The organism is Aminivibrio sp. (assembly GCF_016756745.1).
In the GTDB taxonomy this organism is placed as follows: Bacteria; Synergistota; Synergistia; order Synergistales; family Aminobacteriaceae; genus Aminivibrio.
Genome location: NZ_JAESIH010000044.1, coordinates 13,323 through 38,401, shown reverse-complemented (window position 1 = coordinate 38,401; position 25,079 = coordinate 13,323). Strand labels below are relative to the sequence as shown.

Genomic DNA, 25,079 nt, shown 5'->3' with positions numbered 1-25,079 from the left:
AAATTGGTTTTGCATCTAGCAAATTCGAAGCTCAAGGACAAAACGGGAGTTCAAGCATTTAATTATTTGAACTCAAATTATTTATTTGATAAACTCTCAATACTTGCTCTTCTACATGAAGATATAGGTTACTGGAGGTAGCAAAATGACCATTAACTACAACAAGCTGTGGAAGTTACTAATTGATAAGAAGATGAGAAAGAAGGACCTTCAGAAGATTTCCGGAATAAGTTCGTCTTCGGTAGCCAAGTTGGGACGCAATGAAAACGTAAATACCAAGATGCTTCAAAAAATATGCTCAGCTTTGCATTGTGATGTTTGTGACATTATGGAGATGGAAAATGAAACAAAGAAATAACTCACTATCAGAATCGTATAATCGAGAGTACGATGGAAAGAAAAGCGAACTACCAATAAAGAGATTCAAGACGGTTGACTTATTCAGTGGTTGTGGAGGCATGTCTCTGGGTTTTATGAATGCGGGATTTGACGTTATCGCTGCGTTTGATAATTGGAAACCGGCCGTGGATGTGTATCGAAAAAACTTTAATCATCCAATCTACCAGGAAGACTTAACTGACGAAACCACACAAGCCAAAATTAAAGGGTTGTCACCAAATATCATCATTGGCGGTCCCCCTTGTCAAGACTTCTCATCGGCTGGTCACCGCAATGTGAACTTGGGGCGAGCGGTTTTGACCGCTACCTACTGCGATATTATCACAAGAGTTATGCCGGAATATTTCGTAATGGAGAATGTGCCGGAAATCACGAAAAGCGAAATCCTCGGCAAAATTCTCGAAAGGTTTTCTAAAACTGGGTATGGATTGACGTCAATGATATTGGACGCTAGCCTGTGCGGAGTTCCGCAATCTCGTAAGCGCTATGTACTGGTTGGTTGTCTTGGAGCCGCTGATGGATTCCTCCAGAAATACCTGGAAGCAAATTTGGCCGAGAAACCCATGACGATGTTTGACTATTTGGGAGACAGCCTTGGGGTAGAGTGTTACTTCCGCGTTCCGAGAAGCTATAACCGACGAGGGGTTTTCAGTATTTACGAACCTTGTCAGACAATAAGAGGAGTTGATAGACCCATTCCGAGCGGATATAAGGGGCATCCATCAGACCCCGTCGAGATAGGCCCCAAGGTTAGAGCATTAACGATACTTGAGAGAAGCTACGTCCAGACTTTCCCAAAGACCTTTGTATTTGAAGGAACAAAATCAAATTTAAACCAGATGATTGGAAACGCGGTTCCCGTGAAACTGGCGGAACACATTGGCCTCGCCATCATCGCATACGATAAGACGCGGGGGGAATGAGGAAGGTCTAATGAAGACTGTGGATTTGTTTTGCGGTTGTGGAGGCATGTCTCTGGGGTTTATGAATGCGGGATTTGACATTATCGCTGCGTTTGATAATTGGAAACCGGCAATCAATATCTACAGTGATAACTTTAAACACCCTGTTTATGATTATGACTTAAACTCAGAAAGCGTGATTGACCGTATCAAAATGTTCAACCCGGATTTGATAATTGGCGGTCCGCCTTGCCAGGACTTTTCCATAGCTGCAAGTAGGAATATGGGCGAACGGGCCAATCTTACCATCCGATTTGCGAAGATCGTAAAAGAAATCAGACCGACATGGTTTGTTATGGAAAACGTGTACAATATAGAACGTATGCCAATACTGCCGAAAGCACAAATCATTTTTAAGGAGGCGGGGTACGGCCTCACAATTCGAGTATTGAACGCAAGCCACTGCGGAGTGCCGCAAGCTCGCAGACGGTTCTTTATGATCGGTTTGTTGGGTGCGAAAGATGATTTTCTTGGAGTGATGTTGGACACGGCACAATCTAAGAACCCGATGACGGTGCGAGACTATTTGGGAGACATGCTCCAAACAGATTTTTACTATATGCATCCACGTAGCTACAATCGAAGAGCCGTATTTAGCGTCAACGAACCTAGCGCGACAATTAGAGGCGTAAATAGACCGATCCCTCAAAACTACAAAAAACATCATGGTGACAAAGCCGATGTAGGCGATGGAGGAGTTCGTGAATTAACTACGAAGGAGCGCAGCTATATTCAGACCTTTCCGGAGAAATTCATTCTTAAGGGAAAGAAAACCGATGTTGAGCAGGCTATCGGGAATGCCGTGCCCGTAAAGTTGGCAGAGTTTGTGGCACGGCAGATCGTCGAGTATTCGCAGCGGAAAAGCGAGAAGGGCGAATGACGATAGATTACGATAAAGTCCAAAGCGATGTTAAGGAATTAGGATATATTGCCGACAACAACGCCTTCTTGGAGGGGTTCCTTTCCGCGTTTAATTTCCCGAAGGCTACGTTTGCCCGCCTGGAAGTCGAAACGAAAAACAGTGTCAATCAAGGGGTACGTATTCAAGGAAACGGCAATATTTTTTTTCTGGCTTCGATTGCAGAAAATTTGAACTCGGAATTCAATATCTTGAAAAAGAACGACCTATCAAAGATTAGGGAAGCTTTTATCATTATTGTAAACGAGACCGATCTGCTTGCTTATGAACGAGATTCCGGCGATGTACTGGAGACAAGCAAGGTCGAACTCTTTAGATACATCGAGTTCTTTTTTCCGTTATTGGGTATTATGCCTGAAACGGCGAATGACGAGATGAGGTCGGCGGACATAAAAACCGCCGTGAAGTTCGCTGAACTATATAACGCACTGAGTTTGGAAAATCACAATCACAGTGATGAAATCGCCGAGTTTCTTTGTCGCTTTTTGTTTTGTTGCTTTGCAGACAGCATTGGCGTCCTGACGAACGGAGGTCTGCGACCTTTGTTAGCGAACTATACGGATGTGTCGGGTTCGGACACCAGTACTTTCTTTTGTTATTTATTTGAGGCGATGAAATCAAAATCGCCTATTGGTCTGCCCGGATACTTCTCCAATGTGAGATATATTGATGCCCGCTTGTTCAGTAATGCTTCCCCCCTATTGGATTTTAACCAAGCAGCAAGAAACCTTATGCTTGATTTATTGGGTCTGGACTGGTCTGAAATTACCGCCGAGATTCTTGGTGCTCTAATCCAATCCATAATCCGTCCCGATTCTAGAAGCTCAGGCGGCAACTATACTTCCACCGCCAATATTCAAAAGGTAATTGGCCCCTTGTTTATGGAAGATTTGTACCGTGCATTCGACCGTGTGAAGGCGAGCCGCGAAGAGTGTGCCACATTGCTAAAACGCGTTCGACTCATTTCCGTATTCGACCCGTCATGTGGCGCCGGAAATTTTCTGCTCACGGCATATAAGGAGTTGAATAAACTAGCGGGCAAAATTATCGATACGATAAAAACTACCGACAAGGCGGCAGTTTTGGGGTGTCAGTCATCCTCATTGCCTTCAGACCATAATTTTCACTCCCAAGGTACGTTCTCGCTTATTCCATTAGGCAACTTTTACGGGATCGATGATGACCCTTTTTCCTGCGCCATCGCTCGTTTGGGATTCGTGTTTGTTGTATGTCAGGAAGCAAGAAAGAGTCCAGATATCAAATCCGTTTTTGGCGAGGCTGTAAATTCACTTTTCTCGAACAACATAGTGACGGGTAACGCCACTCGGATTGATTGGGAAACGGTATGCGGGGGAAAAGACGAAACATATCTGATCGGCAATCCACCTTATATAGGTGCGCGGAAACAAAACCAAGCGCAGAAAGGCGACCTTCGTCACGTTTTCGCAGGATACACCAAAATATCGGACCTTGATTATGTCGCCTGTTGGTTTATGCTCGCAACAAAGTACATCTGCGCTCACGGGGGGGGATTCGCTTTTGTGACCACAAATTCCCTCACGCAAGGCCAGCAGGTGCAATTACTATGGCCGAAGCTTTTTGAGAAAGGCGTTCGCATTAGTTTTGCCCATACGTCTTTCAAATGGAAGAACGACGCTCGAAACCGAACGGCGGTAACAGTGGTGATTATTGGCGTCACTCCTATAACAACTCACAAACCTTGCGAGTTATATACACCGACTACCGTATACTCGCCAAATAACATCAGCCCATACCTGACTGCAGGGGAGACCATCGTGGAAAGAAAACGTTTGCCGATAAGTCAAATACCGAAGATGGTAAAGGGTAATATGCCCCTCTATTGGAGCGATTATTTTCTAAACCATGAAGAAAAGGTAGATCTTGTGTCCCGTGAACCGGGAGTACGGAAGTTTCTTAAGAAAATAGTAGGGGCTGACGAATTCATAAACGGAATCGAGCGTTGGTGTTTCTGGATACACGATGAAGACTTAGAGGAGGCTAAGGACATACCGTATATTACGGAACGAATAGAATGTGTGCGGCGGAGACGGCTTGCCAGTTCCGACAACTCTGCCCGCGCTCACGCTGCTCATCCGCATAGGTTCCGTGAAAATCGTGAAACTACAAAAAATTCTCTCGTCATTCCGTCGGTTTCCTCGGAGAATCGAGAGTACATTCCCATTGGCTTCGTCGATAAGAACGTCGTGGTCACAAACCTTGCTTTTTTGATTTATGACTGCGAGCCGTGGATATTTGGCGTCATCGCTTCGAAGATGCATAACGTCTGGATTAGGACTGTATGTGGAGCTTTAGAGACGCGGATCAGATATTCCTCGGAGTTAGGGTACAACACTTTCCCCTTCCCTGACGTTAGCGAAGCGCGGAAAACCGAAATAACGCGGAGAGTTTTCGACGTGATTGAGGCGAGGGAGAAGTTTCCCGGACTTACATTCGCTCAATTGTATGACCCTGGAGATATGCCCCCCGATCTGCGTTTCGCGCATCACCTCTTGGATTTGGTCATAGACAGCTGTTATCGTGACGCACCTTTTGTTTCCGATAAGGAGCGATTAGAAGTTTTGTTTGATTTATACACTCAACTGAGAGGTTAATAGATATGGAGAACATTGTAAAAATCAACTATGAGGCCACGGGAAAAAGCACACAAGTCGATGCTTTGGGCATGCGTGAAATGCAAGCTCGTGCATACACCGCTCGTAACGCCCAATATCTTCTTATAAAAGCCCCGCCGGCGTCGGGAAAGTCAAGGGCGTTGATGTTCATCGCTTTGGATAAGCTGAATACTGGTCAGGTTAAAAAGGTGATTGTAGCCGTACCAGAAAGAGCGATCGGCAAGTCGTTTTTGTCGACAAACTTGACTACAAATGGCTTCCACAGTGATTGGACGCTTTCGGACAAATACAACCTCTGTGTTCCCGGTGCTGAAACAAACGATAGCAAGGTGAACACCTTTTTAAGTTTTCTCGATTCAGAGGAAGATACCATCTTGCTCTGCACCCATGCCACGCTTCGGTTTGCCTTTGATAGAGCGGGTGAGGAAAAGTTCAAGAATTGCTTGGTAGCGGTCGACGAGTTCCATCACGTCTCCGCAGACTATGAAAGCAAGTTGGGCGAACTGGTGCGAGCTTTCATGGTTCAAGGGAACGTCCATATCCTGGCGATGACCGGCTCTTATTTTCGCGGTGACGGCATACCAGTCCTTACGGGTGTGGACGAGGCGAAGTTTTTCAAGGTGACCTATAACTACTACGAACAGCTTAACGGATATACGTTTCTAAAATCTTTGGGCATTGGTTTTCACTTCTATGCAGGGAAATACACCTCGGCGATAATGGAAGTTTTGGATACAAACCAGAAAACTATTCTTCATATACCGAGTGTAACTTCCGGCGAATCGACAAAGGATAAATACATTGAAGTCGATACAATTATCGATGCCGTTGGTGATGTAGAATTTGTTGACCCCAAAACGAACATTGTCCACGTCAAGAGACGGTCAGACGGAAAGAAAATTAAAGTCGCGGACTTGGTTAACGACGGTTCCGAGCGGGAAAAGGTGGTCGAGTACCTTCGCGGTATTAAGAACTTGGATGATGTGGATTTAATTATCGCTCTTGGTATGGCGAAGGAGGGTTTCGACTGGCCTTTTTGCGAACATGCATTGACTGTCGGATACCGTGGTTCTTTAACAGAAATTATTCAAATAATCGGGCGTTGCACGAGGGACAGCGCGAACAAGACCCACTCGCAGTTTACCAACCTTATAGCGGAGCCTGACGCCGACAACGAGGAAGTTGTGGAATCGGTCAACAATATGCTGAAAGCGATAACGGCGTCATTGCTTATGGAGCAGGTTCTTGCGCCTAACTTTAATTTCAAACCCAAGAAACCGGATGAGGATAAAAGTGGTAACGACGCTCGTACTATAAGCGTCGGCGGTTTGCGCGAGCCGTCTACCCCACAGGTTAAGAATATCATCGAGTCGGACTTGACTGAATTAAAGGCAAATATACTCCAAGATCCAGACGTAATAAAATCTGTCAGCGGAGAAATTGATCCGGGCGTTGTAAATAAAGTTATGATACCTAAAATCATTATGACCAAATATCCAGATCTTTCGGGTGACGAGGTCGAAGAAGTCCGTCAGCATTTGGTAACGGATATGGTCATACGCCACACGTCCTTAAGCCAAGTTGGAGACCGCCGCTTCATCAATATGAGTGGCAAGTTTATCAACATCGAAGAATTGAACATTGATCTTATCGATTCGATAAATCCGTTCCAACAGGCTTTCGAAGTGCTCTCCAAGTCGATTACTCCGAAGGTGTTGAAATCGATTCAGGATTGCATAACCGCATTCAAGGTGAGTATGACGGACGATGAAGCCTTCTTCCTGTGGCCGAAGATAAACGAGTTTGTAAAGTCAATGAGGCGTGAACCATCGCTGGATGCGTTTGATCCACTCGAGCGCCGCCTGGCTGAGGCTTTAGCCTATATCAGACAACTGAATCGAGTTCAACAAAATGGATGAAAAGGCACGCCAATCGAAGCTGGACGAGATAATAGAAAGCGATACTCTTGGACTGCTAAACGTCCCTGAGATTCCGAAACAGTACCGTCGAGAAGAAGATTGGCGACTCATAGATCAGTTTCAAGAAATATCCCAATTCTATGAGGATAACCAGCGTCTGCCTAATTCTGATGGTAGTGATATCAGAGAGTTCATGCTTGCCTCAAGGCTATCAGCAATAAAATCCGACCCCAAAAAGGTCAAGGTTTTATTGTCGTACGATATGTATAATCTGCTTCAGTCAGAGGAAACCAAGACGATATCGCTGGAAGACCTTATTAAGGAAGACCCGCTCGATTTACTTGCGTCCGAAGAGGAAGGAAACAGCATCTTCAATTTATCTCACGTCAAACCATCCGACAGACTGCGCCCCGACTATATCGCGAGGCGTAAGGTCTGTAAAGACTTCGATATGTACGAAGACGCGTTCAAGCGTATACAAAAAGACCTTTCAAGCGGACGTCGAAAATTACTTGTATTCAACGGTCAAGAAGACTTGATTGAGGGACGATATTTCGTGTTGCGCGGAGTGACATTCTACTTGGAAACAGATAAAACGGAGCTGACCGAGAAAACCTATCAAGGAGAAGTCTACCGCAGGAGAGACGGAAGAACGCGCTGTATATTTGACAACGGCACAGAGTCCACCATGCTGTTCCGTTCTCTCGTTAACGCGATGCGTATCGATGGCTTTGGTATCAGTGACCTTCAAATGATTGATGACGGGACTCCAAAAATCGAACCGAATGATGTCCAAAATGGATACATTTATGTGTTGCGGAGCTTAAGTCATTCACAGGAAGTCCGCGGTATTCGCAACCTCTACAAAATAGGCTACTGTACTGGGGATATTACCAGCCGAATAAAAAATGCCGAAAATAATCCAACGTATCTAATGAGTGGAGTGGAAGTAATCCTTTCCGTTCGTTGTTTCAATTTGGATGTTTCTTACCTTGAGGCGAACATCCACCGATTTTTCGAACAGTGTAATATTTTTTTCGAAATAATAGATGATCAGGGAAAAATGCACTATCCGAGAGAGTGGTTTGTCGTACCGCTGCCCGCTTTAGAGGAGGCGATTAGCCTTATTGTAAAGAAAGAGATTGAGCATTACCGTTATAACCCAGATTTGGGGATGATTATAAAGATATAGATTAATTCGATTGAGGTGTTTTGTATGCCCGACGTTTTTGATAAGGGTACGCGGTCGGCAATTATGAGCAAGGTGCGCTCCAAATACAATAAGTCCACGGAACTGAAATTGATTGAAGTCTTCCGTTCGAAAGGCATAAAGGGTTGGAGACGCAACTACCCAGCGAAGGGACATCCCGATTTTGTATTCTTAAAAGAGCGAATAGTTGTCTTCGTAGACGGATGTTTCTGGCACGGGCACGATTGCCGGAATACACGTCCGAAACAAAACGAAGAATTTTGGATGGCGAAGCGAGAGCGAAATATTGCCCGTGATAAAGCTGTCACCGAGATGTTTAAAGCCAGGAGATGGACGGTGTTGCGTATTTGGGAGTGCGAACTGAAAAAAAAGAACAGTGCCATCCTGAATAAAAAACTCGCATCACTATGGACAAATTATCACCACCAATATTTACGGAGAAATACTGCCTTAGCGGATTGATTTTGGCGTTCTATATATTTAGTGTGCCTATTGATACGAAATGCCCATAGGAAACGAATTGAAAATATGATGAAAGAGTCTGGTTTTATCTTTTTACCCTCACCACAAAATAAACATCCATAAAACCAACCGCACTAACCGCAAAACCTGTCTTGTACAAGGTAGGTTTTGCAATTTTGAATGGGCCAGGGAACAAGCCATTGGAAAATTTTGTTTATGACCAAGAATTTCTGGAAAGACCCGACGATTTCCGTTTCGAACATCGGTTCCAATCCCGGGCGCAGGCGATCCGCTGGCTTCTTGAATGGGCTCTGGACAACGGAGCGACCCCGGAAGAGAAAGACTGACCCACCTTTCCGCCTTTGCTTTTGGGGGATGCAAGGGGGCGAAGGCCCCCTGCCGAAAGGGAGTGTTGGCGCCAGCCAACGCACCCTTGAGCCTTGCAGGGGCAAACAACGAAAAGCGAATCACGGGAAAAGATCAGTGGACTTCAAGGAACACACGAGCTGCGCGGCGAAAAAGGTGATCGGAACGCAGGCAGGACTCCCTGCAAGGCCTTTCATTTCGCTTTGCGGTTCGGGGAAGAGCGGGGGAGAATTTTAGAGACAACGGAAATGCTTGCGGGGTTGTTTCAGGGGTGGGAAACGGGCATTCTCTATTTGCCGGCAATTGCCACGGAAACGGCCGCCGGTTTAATTTCGTGAGATTTCTGGAGTGGTCTCTTCCGATCCGTTCTTATCCGGTTCAGCCCTTTCTTCTGACTGCTGCTGAAGCATTCCGGAGGGCTCTTTTGAAGGGGCTTTCTCTGCGTCTCTTGCTTGAAGGGCCATAAAAAGACGATGAACTTCATCTTCCTTGCAGTTCAGGATTCTGCGAAGAGCGAGCTCTTTTCCGGACTCGTCCTTCAGAATCCAGGTATCCCGTTTTCCCCTCCGGGTTCTTGAAATCGACCAGCCCTGCGACGCCATTTCTTCTTCAAGCCGGGAAAAGGCGGCTTCTTCCGAGCGAAGGAGTTCAAGAAGAATTCGCCGCGCTTCTTCCCGGGTCAGCTTCGCCACAAACCGTTTTGCCAGGGTCAGGTCCGCCTGGAGTTGCTCTTTCGGAGAGTGGAGGAGTTCCCCCCGTTCGGCCATGGCGATTTTCTCCGGGGAAATATGCCGCCGTTTTCCGGGTTGTGTGACGGACTTCCAGTCGATTGGGAACCCTCTCTCCTGGAGCCACCCTCCCAGGGCCTCCCGCAGGGAAATCACCTCTCTGCGGATGGAAATCCTGTGTTTGTGTCCTTCATCGTTTCTTGGACGGTAGGAAATATGAAGGTGGAGATTCTGGTCCCGTTGATATTTTTCGGAACCACCCGGCACTCCTTTGTGGAGAGACCACATCACATCCGTGGAATCCAGCTCCAGTTTCCGGACGAGGGCAGTGAGTGCATCCCTAGTTTCGGCTTTCGTCATTCCGTCGAAGACCAGATTTGGCAGGGGCAGAAACAGGCGCACCTGGACGCACGCATCCGACCGGGCTCTCCCCGCAGGAGTGTCGAGAGGGGAGAGCCCGGTTTCCATTTTTGCTATTTCTTTCCATCGACTGGCGGCTTCCCTGCGGTCGGATATTTCTCTATTTCTGCTTTCCATACTCCAGAGAAGGCACTCCTTTTCCCTCGTGAGGTATGAAGCATGAGCGGGTGCCGACTGTACCGCCCGCATCCCGGAGCAGAAGGACGAAAACCTCACGTAGGGTTTCCACATGATTATGATTGATTTGTCTCTGACGGGGGAACCGTGCCGCCCTGAGAGGCATCCTGGCCGGCAGGCGCCGCCTCTTTTTTCAGTTTTTCCGAAAGCGCTTTCGCCAGACCAATGACAGTTTTTCCTGCCTTTTCCTTTGCCGCCTTTTTCGACTCCACCGTTGAATTTTTGCTTTTCTGCAGGGCGTCGATTTCAATGAACTGTTCGTAAATCTGGAACTTCACATCCTCGTCGGAAATAGCGCCGAGAAGAACGGTTCCGAGAAGGATCAGACCCCGTGTCCTGCAGTTGCGCCGTTGCTCCAGTACTTCCTTTTCAAGCTGCAGAACCCATTTCCTTGCTTCTTCCAGGGCCTTCATCTTGCTGTCTCCGGTGATTACTATACGGACTTTTTTGCTGCCCACGCTGACCGCCTCCAAAGAGAAATTTTGGTATACGCAATTACCATAGCGGTGTGCATGGTATGAAAACAAAAACACGGGAATAAAATCAGGGAGCTTAAAATGGCGAAAGCCCCGGTCCGGTGAGGAACCTGGAGGAGGAGAAAGTGGTCTGGCTCAATCCTGAGAAGGATGAAAGAGCGCGGGAAACTTTAACCCCGGAAAAGCGACAAGTGGGTTGACAGACACCGAAAGGCGTGTGTTCTTCAAAAATCGGCTGGAGAAGGAGAGTATGAAACCGAAACAGGCTGGCACATCAGTCGTTAGTTTTACAGCTAGAAAAGCCCCTAATCATAAAAAATCCAAATTTCTTTTGGGATACGTGCAAATGGAAATGCAGATTTATGGGACATTCCAAAGACTAACCCTGTTAAGGCTAACCCTCCTAATTTTCTGATATTGAGTTATACTTTTCGAAGAGAGCAGAGAGTCTCCCACCTAATTTCGAGAACCGGCAACAGTAAACGAGGTCCCGTTCCCCGACCTTTCCGAGAGAAGAAGCCACGGTCAAAAAAACTCAGCGTTCTGTTTTTTCTTGTTTGATCCAGGTGTACCAACAGGTAATTAGTAAGCGCCAAAATCATTTTGGTACAACGAACGTTCAGAACATTTTTTGCCCCCGGTTAAATTGGCGAATAATCAATCGATAATATTCCCCGCCGAAAAAACTGAGGGACTTTTTGTCGACACCGAATGAATGACAATGGAAGAAAACTGCATGAAAAATTTTTTTCTGCCGGTGTTTTGTTGATTCGATAAGAATTTTTCCGCCTTACATCAATCCCGGCGAATAACAGTAAATTTGATTAACGTAATACGTAAATCAAACGTTGACGGAGGATGACTGTTGATTATATACTACTCAACGAAGAAGCTAGAAAAGCAGTGTAATAAAGAATCGTTGGGGAATAAGGCGTTTGGCTCGAAATTGGCGGGGAAAATCCGTCAGCGATTGAAAGAATTCGAAGCCGCTTCTTCTCTGCAAGTCATTAGCAAACTTCCGCCGGCACGTTGCCATGAACTGAAAGGTAACAGGAAAGGAAGTTTAGCTGTGGACCTGACTGATAATATGCGTCTTGTTTTCGTGCCGGATCACACACCTATCTCACTTCTTCCAACAGGAGGACTCGACTGGAGTGCCGTAACGAAAATCATCATTATGGAGGTGACAGATTACCATGGCGATTAGAAAAGTACCCGCTGGGAAAAGTGATTATGCTGTCCCTCCGGGAAGTACATTGCAAGAAACTCTAGAGTATCTTGACATGACCCAAAAGGAATTTGCTGATCGTATGGGCATGGCTCCTAAAACCATCAATGAAATAATCAAGGGGAAAGCACCCATCACTGCAGAAACGGCAATCAAACTGGACACTGTGCTTGGAATAAGCGCTAACTTTTGGACAACCATGGAAGCGAATTATCGCACGGATTTAGCCCGGCTGGAAAATCAGAAAAGGATAGCTCTTGAACACAGTATCGCGAGTGAATTCCTTTGTTATGCCGACATGAGCAGACACGGATGGGTAGTCCCGACACGCGAAAAGGGGAAAAAGGTCGAAGCCCTGCGCAGCTTCTTTGGGGTCGCATCCCTGGAGAACATACAGTCCCTCCCTTATGCCGCAAACTTTAGACTCAAAGAATACTCCAAAACATCTTTCTTTGCGATCATGGCATGGCTGCGACAGGGTGAACGGATGGCGGTTGATATTAAAACCGCACCCTTCTCCCTTGACAGACTTCGCGCCGCCATCCCCGATCTTCGGGCGCTCTCCCTATGCCACAAGGGATTTTGGGAAAAAATAACTACCATATGTGCCAAATGCGGAATAGCGGTCTCCTTCATCCCGCACATAAAAGGTGCCCCCATCAATGGAGCAGTGAGGTGGCTCTCTCCAAAGAAAGCTCTCGTTTCGTTATCTTTACGAAATGCGTACGCGGATATTTTTTGGTTCTCTTTCTTCCACGAATTGGGGCATATCATCAAAGGACATCAAAAAAGCGAACCCTTTATTTCGTACTCTCAATCCCCTGGTCAATGCAGGCTAGAAGACGAAGCAGACGAGTACGCTAGGGATGCCCTGATTCCTCCGGCTCCTTTCGATTCCTTCCTTCGGAAAAACAACTTTTCCTATCAAGCCGTAGAAGCTTTTTCTGAGGAAATTCAAATTCATCCAGGTATCGTTTGGGGACGACTTGCCAAAGAAAAACGTATAGGTTGGAATGAAATCGCTCTCTACCGACTTAAACTTGAATTTCCCTTATAAAACTGAGCGGAAGGGAAAACACCTCATACTCACTTCAAACACAAAAGAGTATGTCCCAGGAAAAAGCGATCGTCGGCAACATGGTATTTGGCACCATTGGATTGCCGGGAGGTTTTATCGGAAGCAATAAAATCCTCATCCCCTGTCTCCTATGCGGGCATTCATGAACACCAGGGGAAAGGTAGCTCGAACAAAAATAGTGAATTAAAACAATGGGGATGAAAAGTGGAAGGCGTCTTCTCTCTGGAGATGATAAATGAGAAAGCTATTGATATCGACCCTGACGGACGGATACTGTCCTATACCTATGGTGACGAGGATCATAAAGAATATATTGTCAGAAATTTTCTCACGAGGGAACGGCTGATAAATTCCGTCAACGGATGGGGGGACGATCTTGCTTATTGGACCGTCGCGGATGGGACTCTTCCGGAAGAATATACGTATGAGCCGGAAATACTGGGAAAATACAGCAGTCATGGTGATACGCTACTGAACGCTATTATAGCAAACAAGCCCGACTTTGTAAGGAACTTCCCGGTGGAATCCATGACGGAAGAACAACTGGAAGATCTGATGAACACGAAAATAAACTGGAACGGAAACAAGGAACCCCTCAAGGGTGTTCTCGTAGCGAGTGACAAGTATCCCAAAGACGAGATAACAGCGATCTTCTGGCTTAAAAAAAAGATGATCAAAAACGACGGGTAGCGGAGCTTTATTACGAAATCGAGTTTCCTAAGCTGTCCAGGGAGGATGTTCAGGCAATACGGGAAGTTCACTTGAATTACTTTAAAAACGAATGTTTATTTCTGGAGCCTGGGGACATACTGTAAGTTCCAACCGGAGGTTTGGGGATGATGGGAAAGACAGCGGAAACAGAATCTTCATCGGTTGATGAGGATTCCGGGCGACTGACAACAACCGGGAAAGCATCGGTTGTGCTATCTGTCCATCCCGCAGAAGGTGCGGCTGCCGTCGGTCAGATATACGGCCTGGTGGTTAAAATCTGGCCGAGCCACTGCCATTTTTATACTTCTTCCTCTTTTGACGGAAACCACGACGCTGTTATTGAGCAAGCCAAGAAAAACGATGAAGCTGAAATCTTTCTTTGTCTGCCGGACGATAAAAAAGGCTTCCGGCTCGAACCTGTGGAAGGTGACTGGAAAAAGCTGATCACCAACGATACATCGGTAAAAATAAACCGGGAGAACCTTCTTTGGAGACAGAAGGGGGGTAAAGGGTTCTTTTTTACCCACCGTGAATTTGATTGCCGTCCAAAAGACGGGGAGACCTTCGCCCACTTCATCGCTGAAACAGCTCTTTTCGTCTGTGAGAAAAAACGTAAAAAAATTCCTTTCCATCTTTTTTCCCCGGAGATTCTCGCACTTAAGGGCAGTGCCGGATGCTCGGTTGCTGTAGTGATGGCAGCCAACAAAACCTTTCCGCCGGAGATGCTGAATGACGAGAATATAGATACCGATCCGATGGTGCCTTATTACCTTCTTTTTTACGACAGAATTACTGATGATTGTGATGATGAAAGTTATTACAGGGATTACAGTGATCTCGAGGATAGAATCCTGACGAAGGAGCGACTTATAAATTGCAATGTTGACGATGTATTGCAGGGAGCCAACCTTGCCGTCATAGCGGCTCTAAACAAAAGGCTCCCGGAGCGATTACGGTATGATCCGGATATTCTAATGGTAACGAAGGGATTATCAATATTGGGAATCCTTATGTCCGACATTCCGGATTATACAAAGAGATTCCCGGCCTGCTCGATGATTCCCAAACTGCTGAAGACAGAAATCAATATGTACATAAAATCGAGGCGGGAATACGGGACTATATCCCTGAGAGACGCTCTCGTGGATGCGGGGAGATTTCCCGAGAATGAGCCGGAGGCGATACTATGGCTCACCTTCGTCAGTGAAGACGACGAAAAGGTCCGCGCGGCGGAACTTTTTTACCAGCTGGAATATCCGGATCAGTATGAGGGAATTATCCAGTCAATACGGGATGCCTACAGAGAAAAATGCTCAGGTCAGGCAGGTTTTACAGGACCTTCCATACTTTAGGAGGCAGGAGACTACAGAATGAGAGAGAAAAAAATCTATGGCCTGGTGGTTCGTCATAATTACGGGCATTCCTTCTATGCTTCTCCTGTATTTACAGGAGACCGCAATACTGTTTTAAATCAGACAGTCGTGGACGACTATGATGATGAGGAGTGTATATTCCTTTGTCTGCCTGATGATGTGAACAGCTTTCGTCTTGAGCGGGCGGATGGCAGTTTAACGGAATTCATCACCAACAAAACATCCGTGCAGATATCGCCGGAAATGCTCTCCTGGAACAGAAAGGCATCAGCAGATGACAAAGATGATTACGGAGATACCTTTGCGCATTTTCTGGTAAGTAAATCTAATTATTTGGAAGAAGATGAGAGAAAAGAAATTCCTTTCCATCTGTTCTCTCGGGATATCCTGCTTGCGAAAGAAAGTAGGGGAAAATCAGTCGCACTGCTGATGGCTGAGGCAGGGGTATTTCCTCCGGAGGCAGGTGAATTAATTGATTTAGATCCGAATATACTGCGCTATCTCATTTATTGCAACAAACACCTGGGGAAAGTTTTTTTCGATGAAGTGCTCACGAAAGAGCGGCTGATGCATTCGTATCAGGATGAAGAATCGAATTTCATCCTGATTTCCGCCGCTTTTTTGCAGAGGGTCCTCCCTGATGCATACAAATATGATACTGACATACTTACTTATGTGGCGAAGTTTGATCCCAATAAGCCCCCTTGTCCGGTACTGCAGGCCTTTCTGGAAAATGACCCTGGTTACATCAGGGGATTCCCTATGAATCTGCTGACTGTTGAGCTGATGGGGGCAAGGGATGCTGACGGAAATGAAATTGTCCTGGAGGTACAGGGGGAAACAAAACCTTTGAGGGTCACTTTCGCAGAGGCAGATAAATTCCCTGAGGACGAATCGGTGGCCATAGTATGGCTGCTCCTGAACGAGTATGACGATGAAAAGATCCACGCGGCAGAAATTTTTTTTCAGCTGGAGTATCCGGATACGTATAAACAATACATCCAGTCAATACGGGATAACTACAGGGAAAATAGATCTTCTGGTCTTATGGATATAGAGATTCTATAGAAAACTGCAGGAGGCTGTGCGATGACAGGGAAAGCAAGGAAAGAGGGCGATATATACGGTCTGGTGGAAAAATGGAATAGAAACATGCCGGGAGACAAATCTCCCGGCATGTTTTACAAAGATAGGGAATCAATAAATTGGGCAAAAAATATTTTGCGTTCCTCTGGCGTATATTCGATAACATTAAATGCGGGAATGCATTTTTTAATTTCTTCAAGTTCGGATTCTTCTTCTATTAGTTTCTTTTCTGCTAATTTACCATGCCTATACGACTCTTTTAGCATCATTTGCTCACCCTTTGGAGCGAATAAATTGGATAAATATAGAAAGTCATAATAATCGATACGAAGGGAAGGGAACGCCTCTGCTATATACTCAACCCATGGGCGATAGTTGTTATAAACGAAGAACGTTACAGTGAGTACCGGACCATCCGGACCGTGGTCTCTCAGGTAGGCCTCAACACCAAATGGTTCCGTGAATAAGTCGTCTGTATTCTTGCGCCATTCCATGAGAGGCGATTCCCATACCCCCGATGCGGAATAGTCGACGTCTCCTGAAAAACCATGGTCAAGTCGAAACTGGATCTCATTTGCAATAACAACGTCCGGAGGTAAAAAAAACTCTTTTGTTGACCACTCGGAAAAATCTCGTTCATAGGTTAATACTTCACGAAAGAGCACAACCATTAGCTGGACCAATTCGGACTCATCGCCAGCGCATTCCATACATACTGGATAAGCATAATCGTCGTTTTCAGTATCATAATCTTCTGCCACTCTTTTAAAATAATCATATATTTTCTTCATTATTTTCTCCTTTTGTCTGTTTCATATGATTTATGCAGTGATACTGCATATTGCGGAATCTCCCTGTCTTCGAAGATTTAGATATTTGCGCAAAAAAATGACCGCTTAATCTCTGACGCACCACACCTCCCCTAAATTTTTAGAACCTGCCTTTAATTTACCTGCGGAGTGGAGCAGAAAACAAATTATTAATTAACATGCAAAACGCGCCTAAATTGAGCCACCCGCGCTGCGTCATGGTCATGGTGCTGTGCCCTAGGATGTTCTGTACGGTGAAGGCATCCGCTCCCTTGCGGAGAAGGAGCAGGGCGGCTGCGTGGCGCAGGGAATAGGCGGTTATGTCCAGACCGCACCGCTTGCCGTATTTCGATACTCGCCGCGTCCAGGACATTACTTGAAGCCTGGTCCCTGTCTCCGTGGCGAAGATCGGGGCATCGGTCCAGGAGTCGGGCCGGTGGGTCAGCAGTTTCCCTATTGCCGCCACGGTGGGAGCCGCAAGGGGAAGAATCCTCGGCGTCCGGGTCTTGGCGACTTCGGCGCGCACAACCACTTCCCCCTTCTCGCGGTGGAAATCATCGGACACGAGCTGCAGGGCTTCCCCCGGACGAATGCCTGTATCAATCTGAATGGGTACACCGGAGTAAATTGAGCCACCGTTCCGATGAAGTGGAGCCGGTGTTCCGACCAAACTGAGCCGGCGTTCCGACGGGAGAGCCATATTCAGAACCTTCTCATAAGATGGATGAACACGTTGCATCTTGGACGTGAATCCATCTACAGGAGGTAGTCATGACAGACTATCGGGAGATACTTCGGCTGAACCATCAGGGAATAAGCGGCAGAGACACCGCGAAAAGCTGCGGCTGCTCGCGCAACACCGTGGCGAGAGTGCTCGGCAAGGCTCGGGAACACGGGATGACGTGGCAGAGTGCCGAGGAAAAGACCAACGGAGACCTCCGGGACCTCTTTTTCCCCGGTGTTCCGGCGCCGTTTTCCCGCACCAGGCCTGACTGCGAGTACATCCACAGGGAAATGGGCAAAAGCGGTGTGACGCTCACGCTCCTGTGGCAGGAGTACTGCGAGAAGTGCCGAACAAACGGCGACATTCCCCTCATGTACTCCCAGTTCTGCCTGTGCTACCAGAAATACGCGCAGAGCGCGGAAGCCACCATGAGACTGGTCCGCAGACCGGGAGAAAGCGCCGAAGTGGACTGGGCGGGGCAGAAGGCCCTCTGGCTTGACCCGGATACGGGAGAGCGAATGGAAGCGCCGGTATTCGTCAGTGTACTCTCCAGCAGCCGGTATGCGTACGTGGAGGCCTTCTCCGACCAGGACCAGGAGAGCTGGCTGACCGCGCACGTGAACATGTTCCGGTACTTCGGCGGCGTGCCCCGCATCCTGGTTCCCGACAACCTCAAGACCGGAATCACCAGGGCGGACAGGTACGACCCCGTCATCAACCGGGTCTACCGAGAACTGGCGGAACACTACGGCACGGCGGTCATTCCGGCAAGGGTCAGGAAACCCCGGGACAAGCCGAATGCCGAAGGAACGGTCGGAATCGTCACCACGTGGATCCTGGCGGCGCTCCGGGACCGGGTGTTCTTCAGTATCCGTGAACTGAACGAAGGAATAGCCGAGAAGCTCGAGCGGTTCAACGCCAAACCCTTCCAGAAAAAGGAAGGCAGCAGGCTCGACGCCTTTCTCGCAGAGGAGAAGGTAGCTCTTCTGCCCCTGCCGGAAATCCCCTACGAGCTCTCTTCGTGGAAGAAGGCCGTAGCGGACAAGTCGTACCATGTCTCTGTCGAAAAGATGCTCTACAGCGTCCCGTACGAATACATCGGCCACGAAATGGAGATCCGGCTGACCCGGAACGTCGTGGAAATCTTCTTCGACGGCCAGAGGGTATGCTCCCACACCCGGCTGAGGGGCCGTCCCGGCCAGTGCTCCACCGTACCGTCCCACATGCCGCCGGAGCACAGGAAGTACAGTCTCTGGGACGGCAGCCGCTTCGTCTCGTGGGCCGAAGACGTGGGACCCCACACAGCGGTCGTCATGCGGGGAATCCTCTCCGCCCACGCAGTCGAGCAGCAAAGCTACAGAAGCTGCTACGGCCTCGTCAGGCTCGGGGACACCTGCTCCTTCGAAAGACTGGAAGCCGCCTGTGAAAAGGCGCTGCTCTACACCCCCCGGCCGGGGTACAGGAACGTCAAGACCATCCTGACCACCGGACAGGACAGAGTGAAGACATCCCCTGCCGTCCCGGAAACGGCACGGCAGGACAAAGACAGTGAAAGCTACGGACTGGTCAGAGGTGCCGAGTACTACGGGGGAAAGAAATAATGCTGGACATGACGACGCTGAACAAGCTCCATGAACTTCGCCTTCACGCCATGGCGGAAAACTACAGAAGGCAGATGGAGGACCCCTCCTTCGGCTCCCTCGGATTCGAGGAACGGTTCGGTATGATGGTGGATTCCGAGTGGGCGCGGCGGCGGAGCACCCGTGTCGAGAACCTGATACGCAAGGCGGATTTTCACGACAGCGGCGCCTGCGTGGAGAACATCGAATACCACGACGACCGCAGGCTGGACAGGGGACAGATAACGCGGCTGGCGTCGTGCTCCTATATCGACAGCGGCCAGAATGTAATACTCATCGGAGCCTCGGGGTGCGGGAAGTCCTTCCTCTCCTGTGCCCTTGGAGTGGCCGCCTGCAGACGATTCTACTCCGTCCGGTACATCCGCCTCCCCGAGCTGCTGAACGAACTCGCCGTAGCCCGCGGCATGGGAGTGTTTGAAGACGTCCTCGAAGGGTACAGAAGGATTCGCCTGCTGATCCTGGACGAATGGCTTCTGTTTCCCCTGAACCCCACGGAGGCGAGAGACCTGCTGGAAATAGTGGAGCGGAGGCTCGGGGTATCGTCCACCATCTTCAGCTCCCAGTTCACTCCTGAAGGATGGCACTCGAAGATCGGTGAAGGAGTCGTCGCCGATGCCATCCTGGACAGGATAGTCCACAACGCGCACATGATCCGGATCCAGGGCAAAGAGTCGATGAGAAAGAAGAAGGGCCTGGCGGCTGCCGGGTAGAAACGAATCTTCTCTTTCCGGGGAGGGTGGCCCCCTCTCCGGAATACCGGCTCAATTCCGCCGGAGAGATGGCTCCGTCAGAATCGGAACAGTGGCTCTCAGAGACCGTAATATCCAATCTGAAGAAGCAGGAGGCAGTAATCACGGAATCCGGCGTAGGTGTTTTTGTCCGGCTGTTGGAGCAGGGCATGGACTTCTTTTTCCTCTAGCTGGACGATCCTTCCGCGCGGCCTGCGCTTCTTCAGTCCGTCCAGGGGATGGCGGTCACCCCGGAAATATCCTTCCCTCGCGGTCCAGTCCCAAAACACCTTGAGATTCTGGAAGCGGATATTGTAGGATGACGGATTCTCGTATCCCGACAGGAATTCCATGGTCCGCTCCCTGGGGTGGTCCAGGGCGTCGGGGTGGCGGGAGAAGAAGAGAGACAGCTGATTATTGCACTGTGAAAGGGCCGCCTGTCTCCAAAAGCAGAGCCACTTGTGTCCTGAAATAGAGCCGGCGAATCCCCCTGGAGAGAGCTGGCCCTTCTCCCCCCTGAGAGCCGTTATCCCTACAATTCGAACGCATGCTGGATTATTGCGTGCGAATTCGAATCAGGGAGGTTATCCAACGACAACGCAGTACAGGGAAATTCTGCGGCGATTCTGGCGGCGAGGAAGCAGGTGTTTGAAGAAGCGAAGCGAAAATTCCCGGAACGATGGAATACCCGTCCGGTGAGAAACCTGGAGGAGGAGAAAGTGGTGTGGCTCAATCCTGAGAAGGATGAAAGAGCACGGGAAACTTTAACCCCGGAAAAGCGACAAGTCGGTTGACAGACGCCGGAGGTGAGAAAATGGATTAGAACGAGAGGTACTCGTGGCAAAACACCCTCTCCCTGACCCTTGGATACGGTTTCCTCTTCTCCGGGCTCGTCTGGATCTATGGGAAGATGCCCGAGGCCTCATTTTTCAGAGCGGCCGGTTTTTTATTGTTATCTGTGACTCTGTTTTTCTCGATACTCCTGCTGGAATCATTCTTGATTATATGGCTCATGACGCACGACGAACAGGCAAGAAACACAAGGATCGGGGAGGCTATCCTCTTTTCACATAGGTACCTCGTCCGATACTGGGCTTGGCTTTTCCTTGTCGAAAGCATCCTGGCCGGAGTGACGGCCGCCATCCTAATTTACTACTCCTTCGCCGCGGCTTCCGATCTGTCCTATGAAAACGAGATGACAGCGATCCGCCGCGAAAACGCAGTCCTGAGACAAGACCTCGACCAGGCGCTCTCGATCCTTCACCACGAGCGACTGCTGCACTTCGGGATCGCGTCGGATGACGTTCGGATGAATAGCAAGCTAACTCCTGTTCCTTCAGCTGTAGACAGCAATGTGTCTCAGAAAGAAGCAGAGACTGTGGCGGACTCCGACGATGATGTTCATTAAGTACAAATGAAGTCGGAGCCTATTTTTTTAAAATAACGATCGGAGGGGATTCTACAGCTGCTACACCGCTGACCTCGACGCTTCTTTCAGGCTCAAGAAAACATCGCGCCTCATCATCCGTATAGAATTACGAATGATATTCCCCCTCCGGGGGCGCGATCCCTGCCCCGTTCCAAGGGTGACATTACCACAGCCTCGCAACACGCAGGTTAATTGGAGGTTGACAAAACAGATTCATTCTGTTATCCTTCATTTAACCTGTGTTAAGGAGGGGATAGCATGCTCACGGCGCTGGGAAAAGCTCTCCGGATGTTGCGGATTGAGCGGAATCTGTATTTAAGAGATATGGCTGAAGAAATTGGGGTGAGTTCTGCCTTCTTGTCTGCTGTAGAAACAGGGTCAAAGAAGGCACCGGCTAACTTAGTGGTTCGAATCTGTGAGGCCTATCAGCTCAACAATGAGGAAAGTAAAAATTTGGAAAAAGCGGCTCACGACTCAATCGGGGAAATAAGTATACGTGTGAAAAATAGTCAAGAACGCCATTTAGTAGAAGCATTTGCAAAACGTTTTCCAAGTATGAACAGTGAAGAACAGAAACGATTGATTTCCGTGCTTGCATCAGGAGAAACTCGGAAGTGACAAAGGACAAGGGATATCGAGTGCGACCTAAGAGCCGAAGGGATATTGAGTATATCGCCTCTTTGGTACGAAAATACTTCTGTAGCGAAACTGAACCGTTCTTCCCTATCATGGATGTTTTGGAAAAACGCATTCAAGAATTGATACCTGATTTCGAGCTCCATATAGAGCCGGATGGTAGCCTGGAAGGGAAAGCTCGTGCCCTAACTTTTCCCAACGAACACATCATCATGGTAGAAGAATCCGTATATTTAGGTGCACTTGCCGGATGCGGCATGGATCGAACAACGTTAGCTCACGAACTGGGGCATCTCTTTATGCATCCTGCGGTTTCTTTCGCAAAGCAATTTGAATCTACATCTGTAAAAACCTACGAGAATTCCGAATGGCAAAGCGATGTTTTTGGTGGTGAATTACTAGCACCGATTCGTTTGATTTCTAGAAAAACAATCTTTGAGGTTGAAGAAGAGTTCGGCGTTTCTTTTGCGGCCGCAAGAGCGCAACTGAAAGCGTTGAGTAAAAAATGCGCAGAGGTCTAAACAAGCTGCAACTTGTTTAGGCCTCTGCGATGGTAGTGGAAGGGCTACCGTCCTGTTCGAAAAGCGGGAACTGAAAATCAAAGGACCTTACGTGAAAAAGAATTATAACATTAATCAGGCCTTTGGTTCTCGGTAATGTTACGTAGTTGCACAGTTTTCGTCTCATCCCCCCAATTTCGGATAGGCAGCACTCTCCCTCCAGAGAGGGGGCTTGCACATGCCTTCTAGTAAAAAAGCACCACGTGGTTTCAAATGGGTTTTCTGCCGCTACAGAAGGGTAAAAAACTCCCAGCGCTATCTGGATGCTCATGATTACGGACATGAGTGTTGGGCATTCCTCGTAAGAGGATAGTAATTTGGGGCCGAAAGGCCCCATTTTCTTTTTTACAGAACACAAAAAAATGCGGATCTCCATTTTTTCAGGTAGTGTCAATATTTTTCCGCACATTTGTTTCTTAGACCTTATTTTTTCTTTGGCCCCTGGAAGGGGGCTTTTCTTTTGGCTATGTGATTAGATTAATGGTCTCCTTCTAACTGGTGTCGTTCCCTCTCATGGAACAAACTGGTACAAAACTGGTACAAAGGATTTTTCTTGTCAAAGCCATAATTCAGTGATATTCTATCTCAAGATGCAATCCAGTTGAGTGTCCCTCACAGTCCACCATTGAAAATATGCAGTACGATTTCCATAGAGAGAAGGGCCCGGATTTTTTCCGGGTCCTTTTTGTCTGTTTCCTTTCAGATCTGGGATGACCAGAGGCGGCCTGCGGATTCCAGGACTTTCTGCCTGAATGGGCGCCGGAGCCATTCATGGAGCCGGAACTGGGAGCTTCCCTCCAGGTCGTTTTCATAGGCGCGGATAAAATCTCCGGCCACGGAGGCGTCATAAATGAAGGCCTGCACTTCGAAATTGATCTCGAGACTCCTGGCGTCGAAGTTCGCTGTGCCCACGGAGACGGCGGAACCATCAGCAATGAGGATTTTTGAGTGAATGAACCCCTTTTCGTACCGGTAGACTTTTACTCCTGCCTTGAGGAGTTCCTCTACGTGGGAGAGGGATGCCCAGTAGACGAGAGCATGGTCCGTTTTGTGGGGTATCATGACCCGAACGTCGACTCCGCTCATGGCGGCAACGGTGAGGGCTGTCGCCAGAGAGTCGCCGGGGACGAAATAGGGAGTGCACAGCCATATGGATTTCCCGGCGTTGGTGATGAGGGAAAAATAGCCCTGCAGGATGGATTTCCAGTTGTTGTCGGGGCCGCTTGCGACAATCTGTACCGGGGCCTCTCCCGCAGGGGGAAAATCGGCGGGAGTGAGTTCCGCCAGGGGTTTTTTGTCACAGAAAGCCCAGTCTGCCCGAAAAATGTCGTCAAGGGACGAAACGGCCGGCCCGGTCAGCCGGATGTGGGTGTCTCTCCAGAAGCCGATGGCGGGATCGCCGGAAATGTACATGTCTCCTATATTCAGACCTCCCATGAATCCGACGGTGCCGTCCACCACGACGATTTTCCTGTGGTTTCTGAAGTTGAGCTCTCTCCGGAGCCTTGGGAATGATACGGGGAGAAAGGAGTGGACCCTGACTCCCGCGTTTTTCAGGGAAACGATGTACCGGGCGCCGAGGTCCCAGCTTCCAACGCTGTCGAAAATGACGTTGACCCGGACGCCCTCACGGGCTTTCCTGATGAGGATGTCCTTTATGGTGTTCCCGATAGTGTCGTTGGCTATGGAGTAATACTCCACGTGGATGTATTTTTCGGCCAGCGAGAGGGCGTCCGTTATGGCGGAGAAGGTTTCCTCTCCGTTGAGGAGCATTCTGACGGAATTCCCCGTTGTAAGAAGGGCTCCGGCGCTCTTTGAAAGAAGCAGGGCCGTTTTCCGTTCCGGGGTACCGATGACGTTCCCTCTGTTTCCGCCGGGAGGGGGCGTTCCTTCCTGCCGGATGCGCCTCTTCTTTCTTTTCAGCCGGCGAAAATATCCCCGGCCCCGGATATCGGGGCCGAAAAAGAGATAGAGTACGAATCCGAGCACGGGAAGAAGAATGAGCACAAGAATCCAGGCTATGGTCCTGTCGGGGTTTTTTTCCTCGAGGAAAATGACTCCCGCTATAAACAGTGCGTAGGCCCACAGAAAGGCGGAAGAATATTCACGGATCAGGTCCGGAAGTCTGTTTAAAAAATACCCGAATGCACTGCCGAAGGATTCTCCGTCGCTGAAGAAGAGCCTTCCCGTCGCCGTCAGCTCGTCCCACCTGGAAAAGAGAAAATATGCGGTGGCGAAGCCGAAGAGAAATAAAAGAAGAAATCCTGTTCCTTTTGATCTTTTCAGAGCAGCGCACCCTTCTTTCGTTCCGCAGCAGGAAGAAAAAATGCGGGGCCTTTCTCTTTTCGGGAGAGGAAGAAAACGCCTTCCCAAAAACGGTCAATA

At 48.5% G+C, this 25,079-nt stretch carries 23 protein-coding genes; 17 read left to right on the top strand and 6 right to left on the bottom strand.

Annotated elements, in window-relative coordinates; genetic code table 11:
- The first annotated feature begins 145 nt into the window (after positions 1 to 145).
- From JMJ95_RS06085 to JMJ95_RS06055, 7 genes are read left to right on the top strand one after another with little or no spacing between them, the layout of a single operon-like run.
- On the top strand, positions 146 to 358 hold the full coding sequence (locus tag JMJ95_RS06085; RefSeq protein ID WP_290683648.1) for a helix-turn-helix transcriptional regulator: 213 nt from the start codon (positions 146 to 148) through the stop codon (positions 356 to 358).
- Positions 342 to 1,322, top strand: coding sequence for a DNA cytosine methyltransferase (locus JMJ95_RS06080; protein WP_290683646.1), 981 nt, complete (start codon positions 342 to 344; stop codon positions 1,320 to 1,322). Before JMJ95_RS06085 ends, JMJ95_RS06080 begins: the two co-directional genes overlap by 17 nt.
- 10 nt (positions 1,323 to 1,332) lie before the next feature.
- Positions 1,333 to 2,241 (top strand): DNA cytosine methyltransferase, encoded by a 909-nt coding sequence (locus tag JMJ95_RS06075; RefSeq protein ID WP_290683644.1) that lies wholly within the window; start codon positions 1,333 to 1,335, stop codon positions 2,239 to 2,241.
- Entirely contained in the window at positions 2,238 to 4,913 is a 2,676-nt protein-coding gene (locus JMJ95_RS06070; RefSeq protein WP_290683642.1) for a type IIL restriction-modification enzyme MmeI, read from the top strand. The genes JMJ95_RS06075 and JMJ95_RS06070 overlap by 4 nt, the downstream gene beginning before the upstream one ends.
- A 5-nt stretch (positions 4,914 to 4,918) precedes the next feature.
- Positions 4,919 to 6,853, top strand: coding sequence for a DEAD/DEAH box helicase (locus JMJ95_RS06065; RefSeq protein ID WP_290683640.1), 1,935 nt, complete (start codon positions 4,919 to 4,921; stop codon positions 6,851 to 6,853).
- The gene (locus JMJ95_RS06060) at positions 6,846 to 8,045 is read left to right on the top strand and encodes a GIY-YIG nuclease family protein (RefSeq protein ID WP_290683638.1); all 1,200 of its coding nucleotides are present in this window, start codon (positions 6,846 to 6,848) and stop codon (positions 8,043 to 8,045) included. Before JMJ95_RS06065 ends, JMJ95_RS06060 begins: the two co-directional genes overlap by 8 nt.
- A 24-nt stretch (positions 8,046 to 8,069) precedes the next feature.
- Positions 8,070 to 8,525 (top strand): very short patch repair endonuclease, encoded by a 456-nt coding sequence (locus tag JMJ95_RS06055; protein WP_290683636.1) that lies wholly within the window; start codon positions 8,070 to 8,072, stop codon positions 8,523 to 8,525.
- A gap of 692 nt (positions 8,526 to 9,217) precedes the next feature.
- Here the strand turns inward: JMJ95_RS06055 and JMJ95_RS06050 are convergent.
- Both JMJ95_RS06050 and JMJ95_RS06045 read right to left on the bottom strand, forming a co-directional pair.
- Positions 9,218 to 10,156, bottom strand: a complete 939-nt coding sequence (locus JMJ95_RS06050) for a hypothetical protein (RefSeq protein ID WP_290683634.1) — start codon at positions 10,154 to 10,156, stop codon at positions 9,218 to 9,220.
- Positions 10,157 to 10,272: 116 nt separating this feature from the next.
- A complete protein-coding gene (locus tag JMJ95_RS06045; RefSeq protein WP_290683632.1) occupies positions 10,273 to 10,674 on the bottom strand; it encodes a hypothetical protein in 402 nt (133 codons plus the stop codon).
- 883 nt (positions 10,675 to 11,557) lie between these two features.
- Between JMJ95_RS06045 and JMJ95_RS06040 the strand changes: the two genes are divergently transcribed.
- The 5 genes from JMJ95_RS06040 to JMJ95_RS06020 all read left to right on the top strand — a co-directional run bounded on the left by JMJ95_RS06040 (position 11,558) and on the right by JMJ95_RS06020 (position 16,150).
- Complete coding sequence (locus tag JMJ95_RS06040) at positions 11,558 to 11,899, top strand: hypothetical protein (protein ID WP_290683630.1); 342 nt, start codon at positions 11,558 to 11,560, stop codon at positions 11,897 to 11,899.
- The gene (locus JMJ95_RS06035) at positions 11,889 to 12,977 is read left to right on the top strand and encodes a HigA family addiction module antitoxin (RefSeq protein ID WP_290683628.1); all 1,089 of its coding nucleotides are present in this window, start codon (positions 11,889 to 11,891) and stop codon (positions 12,975 to 12,977) included. Before JMJ95_RS06040 ends, JMJ95_RS06035 begins: the two co-directional genes overlap by 11 nt.
- Before the next feature lie 225 nt (positions 12,978 to 13,202).
- On the top strand, positions 13,203 to 13,688 hold the full coding sequence (locus JMJ95_RS06030; protein ID WP_290683626.1) for a hypothetical protein: 486 nt from the start codon (positions 13,203 to 13,205) through the stop codon (positions 13,686 to 13,688).
- A gap of 146 nt (positions 13,689 to 13,834) precedes the next feature.
- The gene (locus JMJ95_RS06025) at positions 13,835 to 15,061 is read left to right on the top strand and encodes a hypothetical protein (RefSeq protein WP_290683624.1); all 1,227 of its coding nucleotides are present in this window, start codon (positions 13,835 to 13,837) and stop codon (positions 15,059 to 15,061) included.
- A gap of 18 nt (positions 15,062 to 15,079) precedes the next feature.
- Positions 15,080 to 16,150 carry a hypothetical protein gene (locus JMJ95_RS06020; RefSeq protein WP_290683622.1) on the top strand — a complete coding sequence of 357 codons (1,071 nt, stop codon included), beginning with the start codon at positions 15,080 to 15,082 and terminating at the stop codon, positions 16,148 to 16,150.
- A 113-nt stretch (positions 16,151 to 16,263) separates the two neighbouring features.
- Here JMJ95_RS06020 and JMJ95_RS06015 read toward each other — a convergent pair whose 3' ends face one another.
- Both JMJ95_RS06015 and JMJ95_RS06010 read right to left on the bottom strand, forming a co-directional pair.
- Complete coding sequence (locus JMJ95_RS06015) at positions 16,264 to 16,959, bottom strand: hypothetical protein (RefSeq protein WP_290683620.1); 696 nt, start codon at positions 16,957 to 16,959, stop codon at positions 16,264 to 16,266.
- Between the two features lie 157 nt (positions 16,960 to 17,116).
- The gene (locus JMJ95_RS06010; protein WP_290683618.1) at positions 17,117 to 17,677 is read right to left on the bottom strand and encodes a site-specific integrase; all 561 of its coding nucleotides are present in this window, start codon (positions 17,675 to 17,677) and stop codon (positions 17,117 to 17,119) included.
- Positions 17,678 to 17,748: 71 nt separating this feature from the next.
- Here JMJ95_RS06010 and istA point away from each other — a divergent pair, with 71 nt between their 5' ends.
- Together istA and istB are read left to right on the top strand one after the other, a co-directional pair.
- The gene (gene istA / locus JMJ95_RS06005) at positions 17,749 to 19,302 is read left to right on the top strand and encodes an IS21 family transposase (protein ID WP_290683616.1); all 1,554 of its coding nucleotides are present in this window, start codon (positions 17,749 to 17,751) and stop codon (positions 19,300 to 19,302) included.
- Positions 19,302 to 20,051, top strand: coding sequence for an IS21-like element helper ATPase IstB (gene istB / locus JMJ95_RS06000; RefSeq protein ID WP_290683614.1), 750 nt, complete (start codon positions 19,302 to 19,304; stop codon positions 20,049 to 20,051). The genes istA and istB overlap by 1 nt, the downstream gene beginning before the upstream one ends.
- 98 nt (positions 20,052 to 20,149) lie before the next feature.
- On the opposite strand, the gene JMJ95_RS05995 is transcribed toward istB, so the two are convergent.
- The gene (locus tag JMJ95_RS05995) at positions 20,150 to 20,422 is read right to left on the bottom strand and encodes a hypothetical protein (protein ID WP_290683612.1); all 273 of its coding nucleotides are present in this window, start codon (positions 20,420 to 20,422) and stop codon (positions 20,150 to 20,152) included.
- A 557-nt stretch (positions 20,423 to 20,979) separates the two neighbouring features.
- On the opposite strand from JMJ95_RS05995, the gene JMJ95_RS05990 reads away from it, so the two are divergent.
- The 3 genes from JMJ95_RS05990 (at position 20,980) to JMJ95_RS05980 (ending at position 22,655) form a co-directional block, all read left to right on the top strand.
- Entirely contained in the window at positions 20,980 to 21,477 is a 498-nt protein-coding gene (locus tag JMJ95_RS05990) for a hypothetical protein (RefSeq protein ID WP_290683610.1), read from the top strand.
- Positions 21,478 to 21,756: 279 nt separating this feature from the next.
- Positions 21,757 to 22,116, top strand: coding sequence for a helix-turn-helix transcriptional regulator (locus JMJ95_RS05985; RefSeq protein WP_290683608.1), 360 nt, complete (start codon positions 21,757 to 21,759; stop codon positions 22,114 to 22,116).
- On the top strand, positions 22,113 to 22,655 hold the full coding sequence (locus tag JMJ95_RS05980; protein ID WP_290683606.1) for an ImmA/IrrE family metallo-endopeptidase: 543 nt from the start codon (positions 22,113 to 22,115) through the stop codon (positions 22,653 to 22,655). The genes JMJ95_RS05985 and JMJ95_RS05980 overlap by 4 nt, the downstream gene beginning before the upstream one ends.
- A 738-nt stretch (positions 22,656 to 23,393) precedes the next feature.
- On the opposite strand, the gene cls is transcribed toward JMJ95_RS05980, so the two are convergent.
- Positions 23,394 to 25,067: a cardiolipin synthase gene (gene cls, locus JMJ95_RS05975; protein WP_290683604.1), complete on the bottom strand. Its 1,674-nt coding sequence runs from the start codon at positions 25,065 to 25,067 to the stop codon at positions 23,394 to 23,396.
- Positions 25,068 to 25,079: the final 12 nt, after the last annotated feature.

What these genes read in the sequence shown, in the direction of transcription:
- JMJ95_RS06060 (WP_290683638.1), top strand. Translation starts at nt 6,846, where the DNA reads ATGGATGAAAAGGCACGCCAATCGAAGCTGGACGAGATAATAGAAAGC.
- JMJ95_RS05995 (WP_290683612.1), bottom strand. Translation starts at nt 20,422, where the DNA reads ATGGAATTCCTGTCGGGATACGAGAATCCGTCATCCTACAATATCCGC.
- JMJ95_RS06015 (WP_290683620.1), bottom strand. Translation starts at nt 16,959, where the DNA reads ATGAAGAAAATATATGATTATTTTAAAAGAGTGGCAGAAGATTATGAT.
- JMJ95_RS05990 (WP_290683610.1), top strand. Translation starts at nt 20,980, where the DNA reads ATGCCCGAGGCCTCATTTTTCAGAGCGGCCGGTTTTTTATTGTTATCT.
- JMJ95_RS06010 (WP_290683618.1), bottom strand. Translation starts at nt 17,677, where the DNA reads ATGGCTCTCCCGTCGGAACGCCGGCTCAGTTTGGTCGGAACACCGGCT.
- JMJ95_RS06055 (WP_290683636.1), top strand. Translation starts at nt 8,070, where the DNA reads ATGCCCGACGTTTTTGATAAGGGTACGCGGTCGGCAATTATGAGCAAG.
- istB (WP_290683614.1), top strand. Translation starts at nt 19,302, where the DNA reads ATGCTGGACATGACGACGCTGAACAAGCTCCATGAACTTCGCCTTCAC.
- JMJ95_RS06075 (WP_290683644.1), top strand. Translation starts at nt 1,333, where the DNA reads ATGAAGACTGTGGATTTGTTTTGCGGTTGTGGAGGCATGTCTCTGGGG.
- JMJ95_RS05985 (WP_290683608.1), top strand. Translation starts at nt 21,757, where the DNA reads ATGCTCACGGCGCTGGGAAAAGCTCTCCGGATGTTGCGGATTGAGCGG.
- JMJ95_RS06065 (WP_290683640.1), top strand. Translation starts at nt 4,919, where the DNA reads ATGGAGAACATTGTAAAAATCAACTATGAGGCCACGGGAAAAAGCACA.
- istA (WP_290683616.1), top strand. Translation starts at nt 17,749, where the DNA reads ATGACAGACTATCGGGAGATACTTCGGCTGAACCATCAGGGAATAAGC.
- JMJ95_RS06080 (WP_290683646.1), top strand. Translation starts at nt 342, where the DNA reads ATGAAACAAAGAAATAACTCACTATCAGAATCGTATAATCGAGAGTAC.
- JMJ95_RS06025 (WP_290683624.1), top strand. Translation starts at nt 13,835, where the DNA reads ATGATGGGAAAGACAGCGGAAACAGAATCTTCATCGGTTGATGAGGAT.
- JMJ95_RS06085 (WP_290683648.1), top strand. Translation starts at nt 146, where the DNA reads ATGACCATTAACTACAACAAGCTGTGGAAGTTACTAATTGATAAGAAG.
- JMJ95_RS06020 (WP_290683622.1), top strand. Translation starts at nt 15,080, where the DNA reads ATGAGAGAGAAAAAAATCTATGGCCTGGTGGTTCGTCATAATTACGGG.
- JMJ95_RS06070 (WP_290683642.1), top strand. Translation starts at nt 2,238, where the DNA reads ATGACGATAGATTACGATAAAGTCCAAAGCGATGTTAAGGAATTAGGA.
- JMJ95_RS06050 (WP_290683634.1), bottom strand. Translation starts at nt 10,156, where the DNA reads ATGGAAAGCAGAAATAGAGAAATATCCGACCGCAGGGAAGCCGCCAGT.
- JMJ95_RS06035 (WP_290683628.1), top strand. Translation starts at nt 11,889, where the DNA reads ATGGCGATTAGAAAAGTACCCGCTGGGAAAAGTGATTATGCTGTCCCT.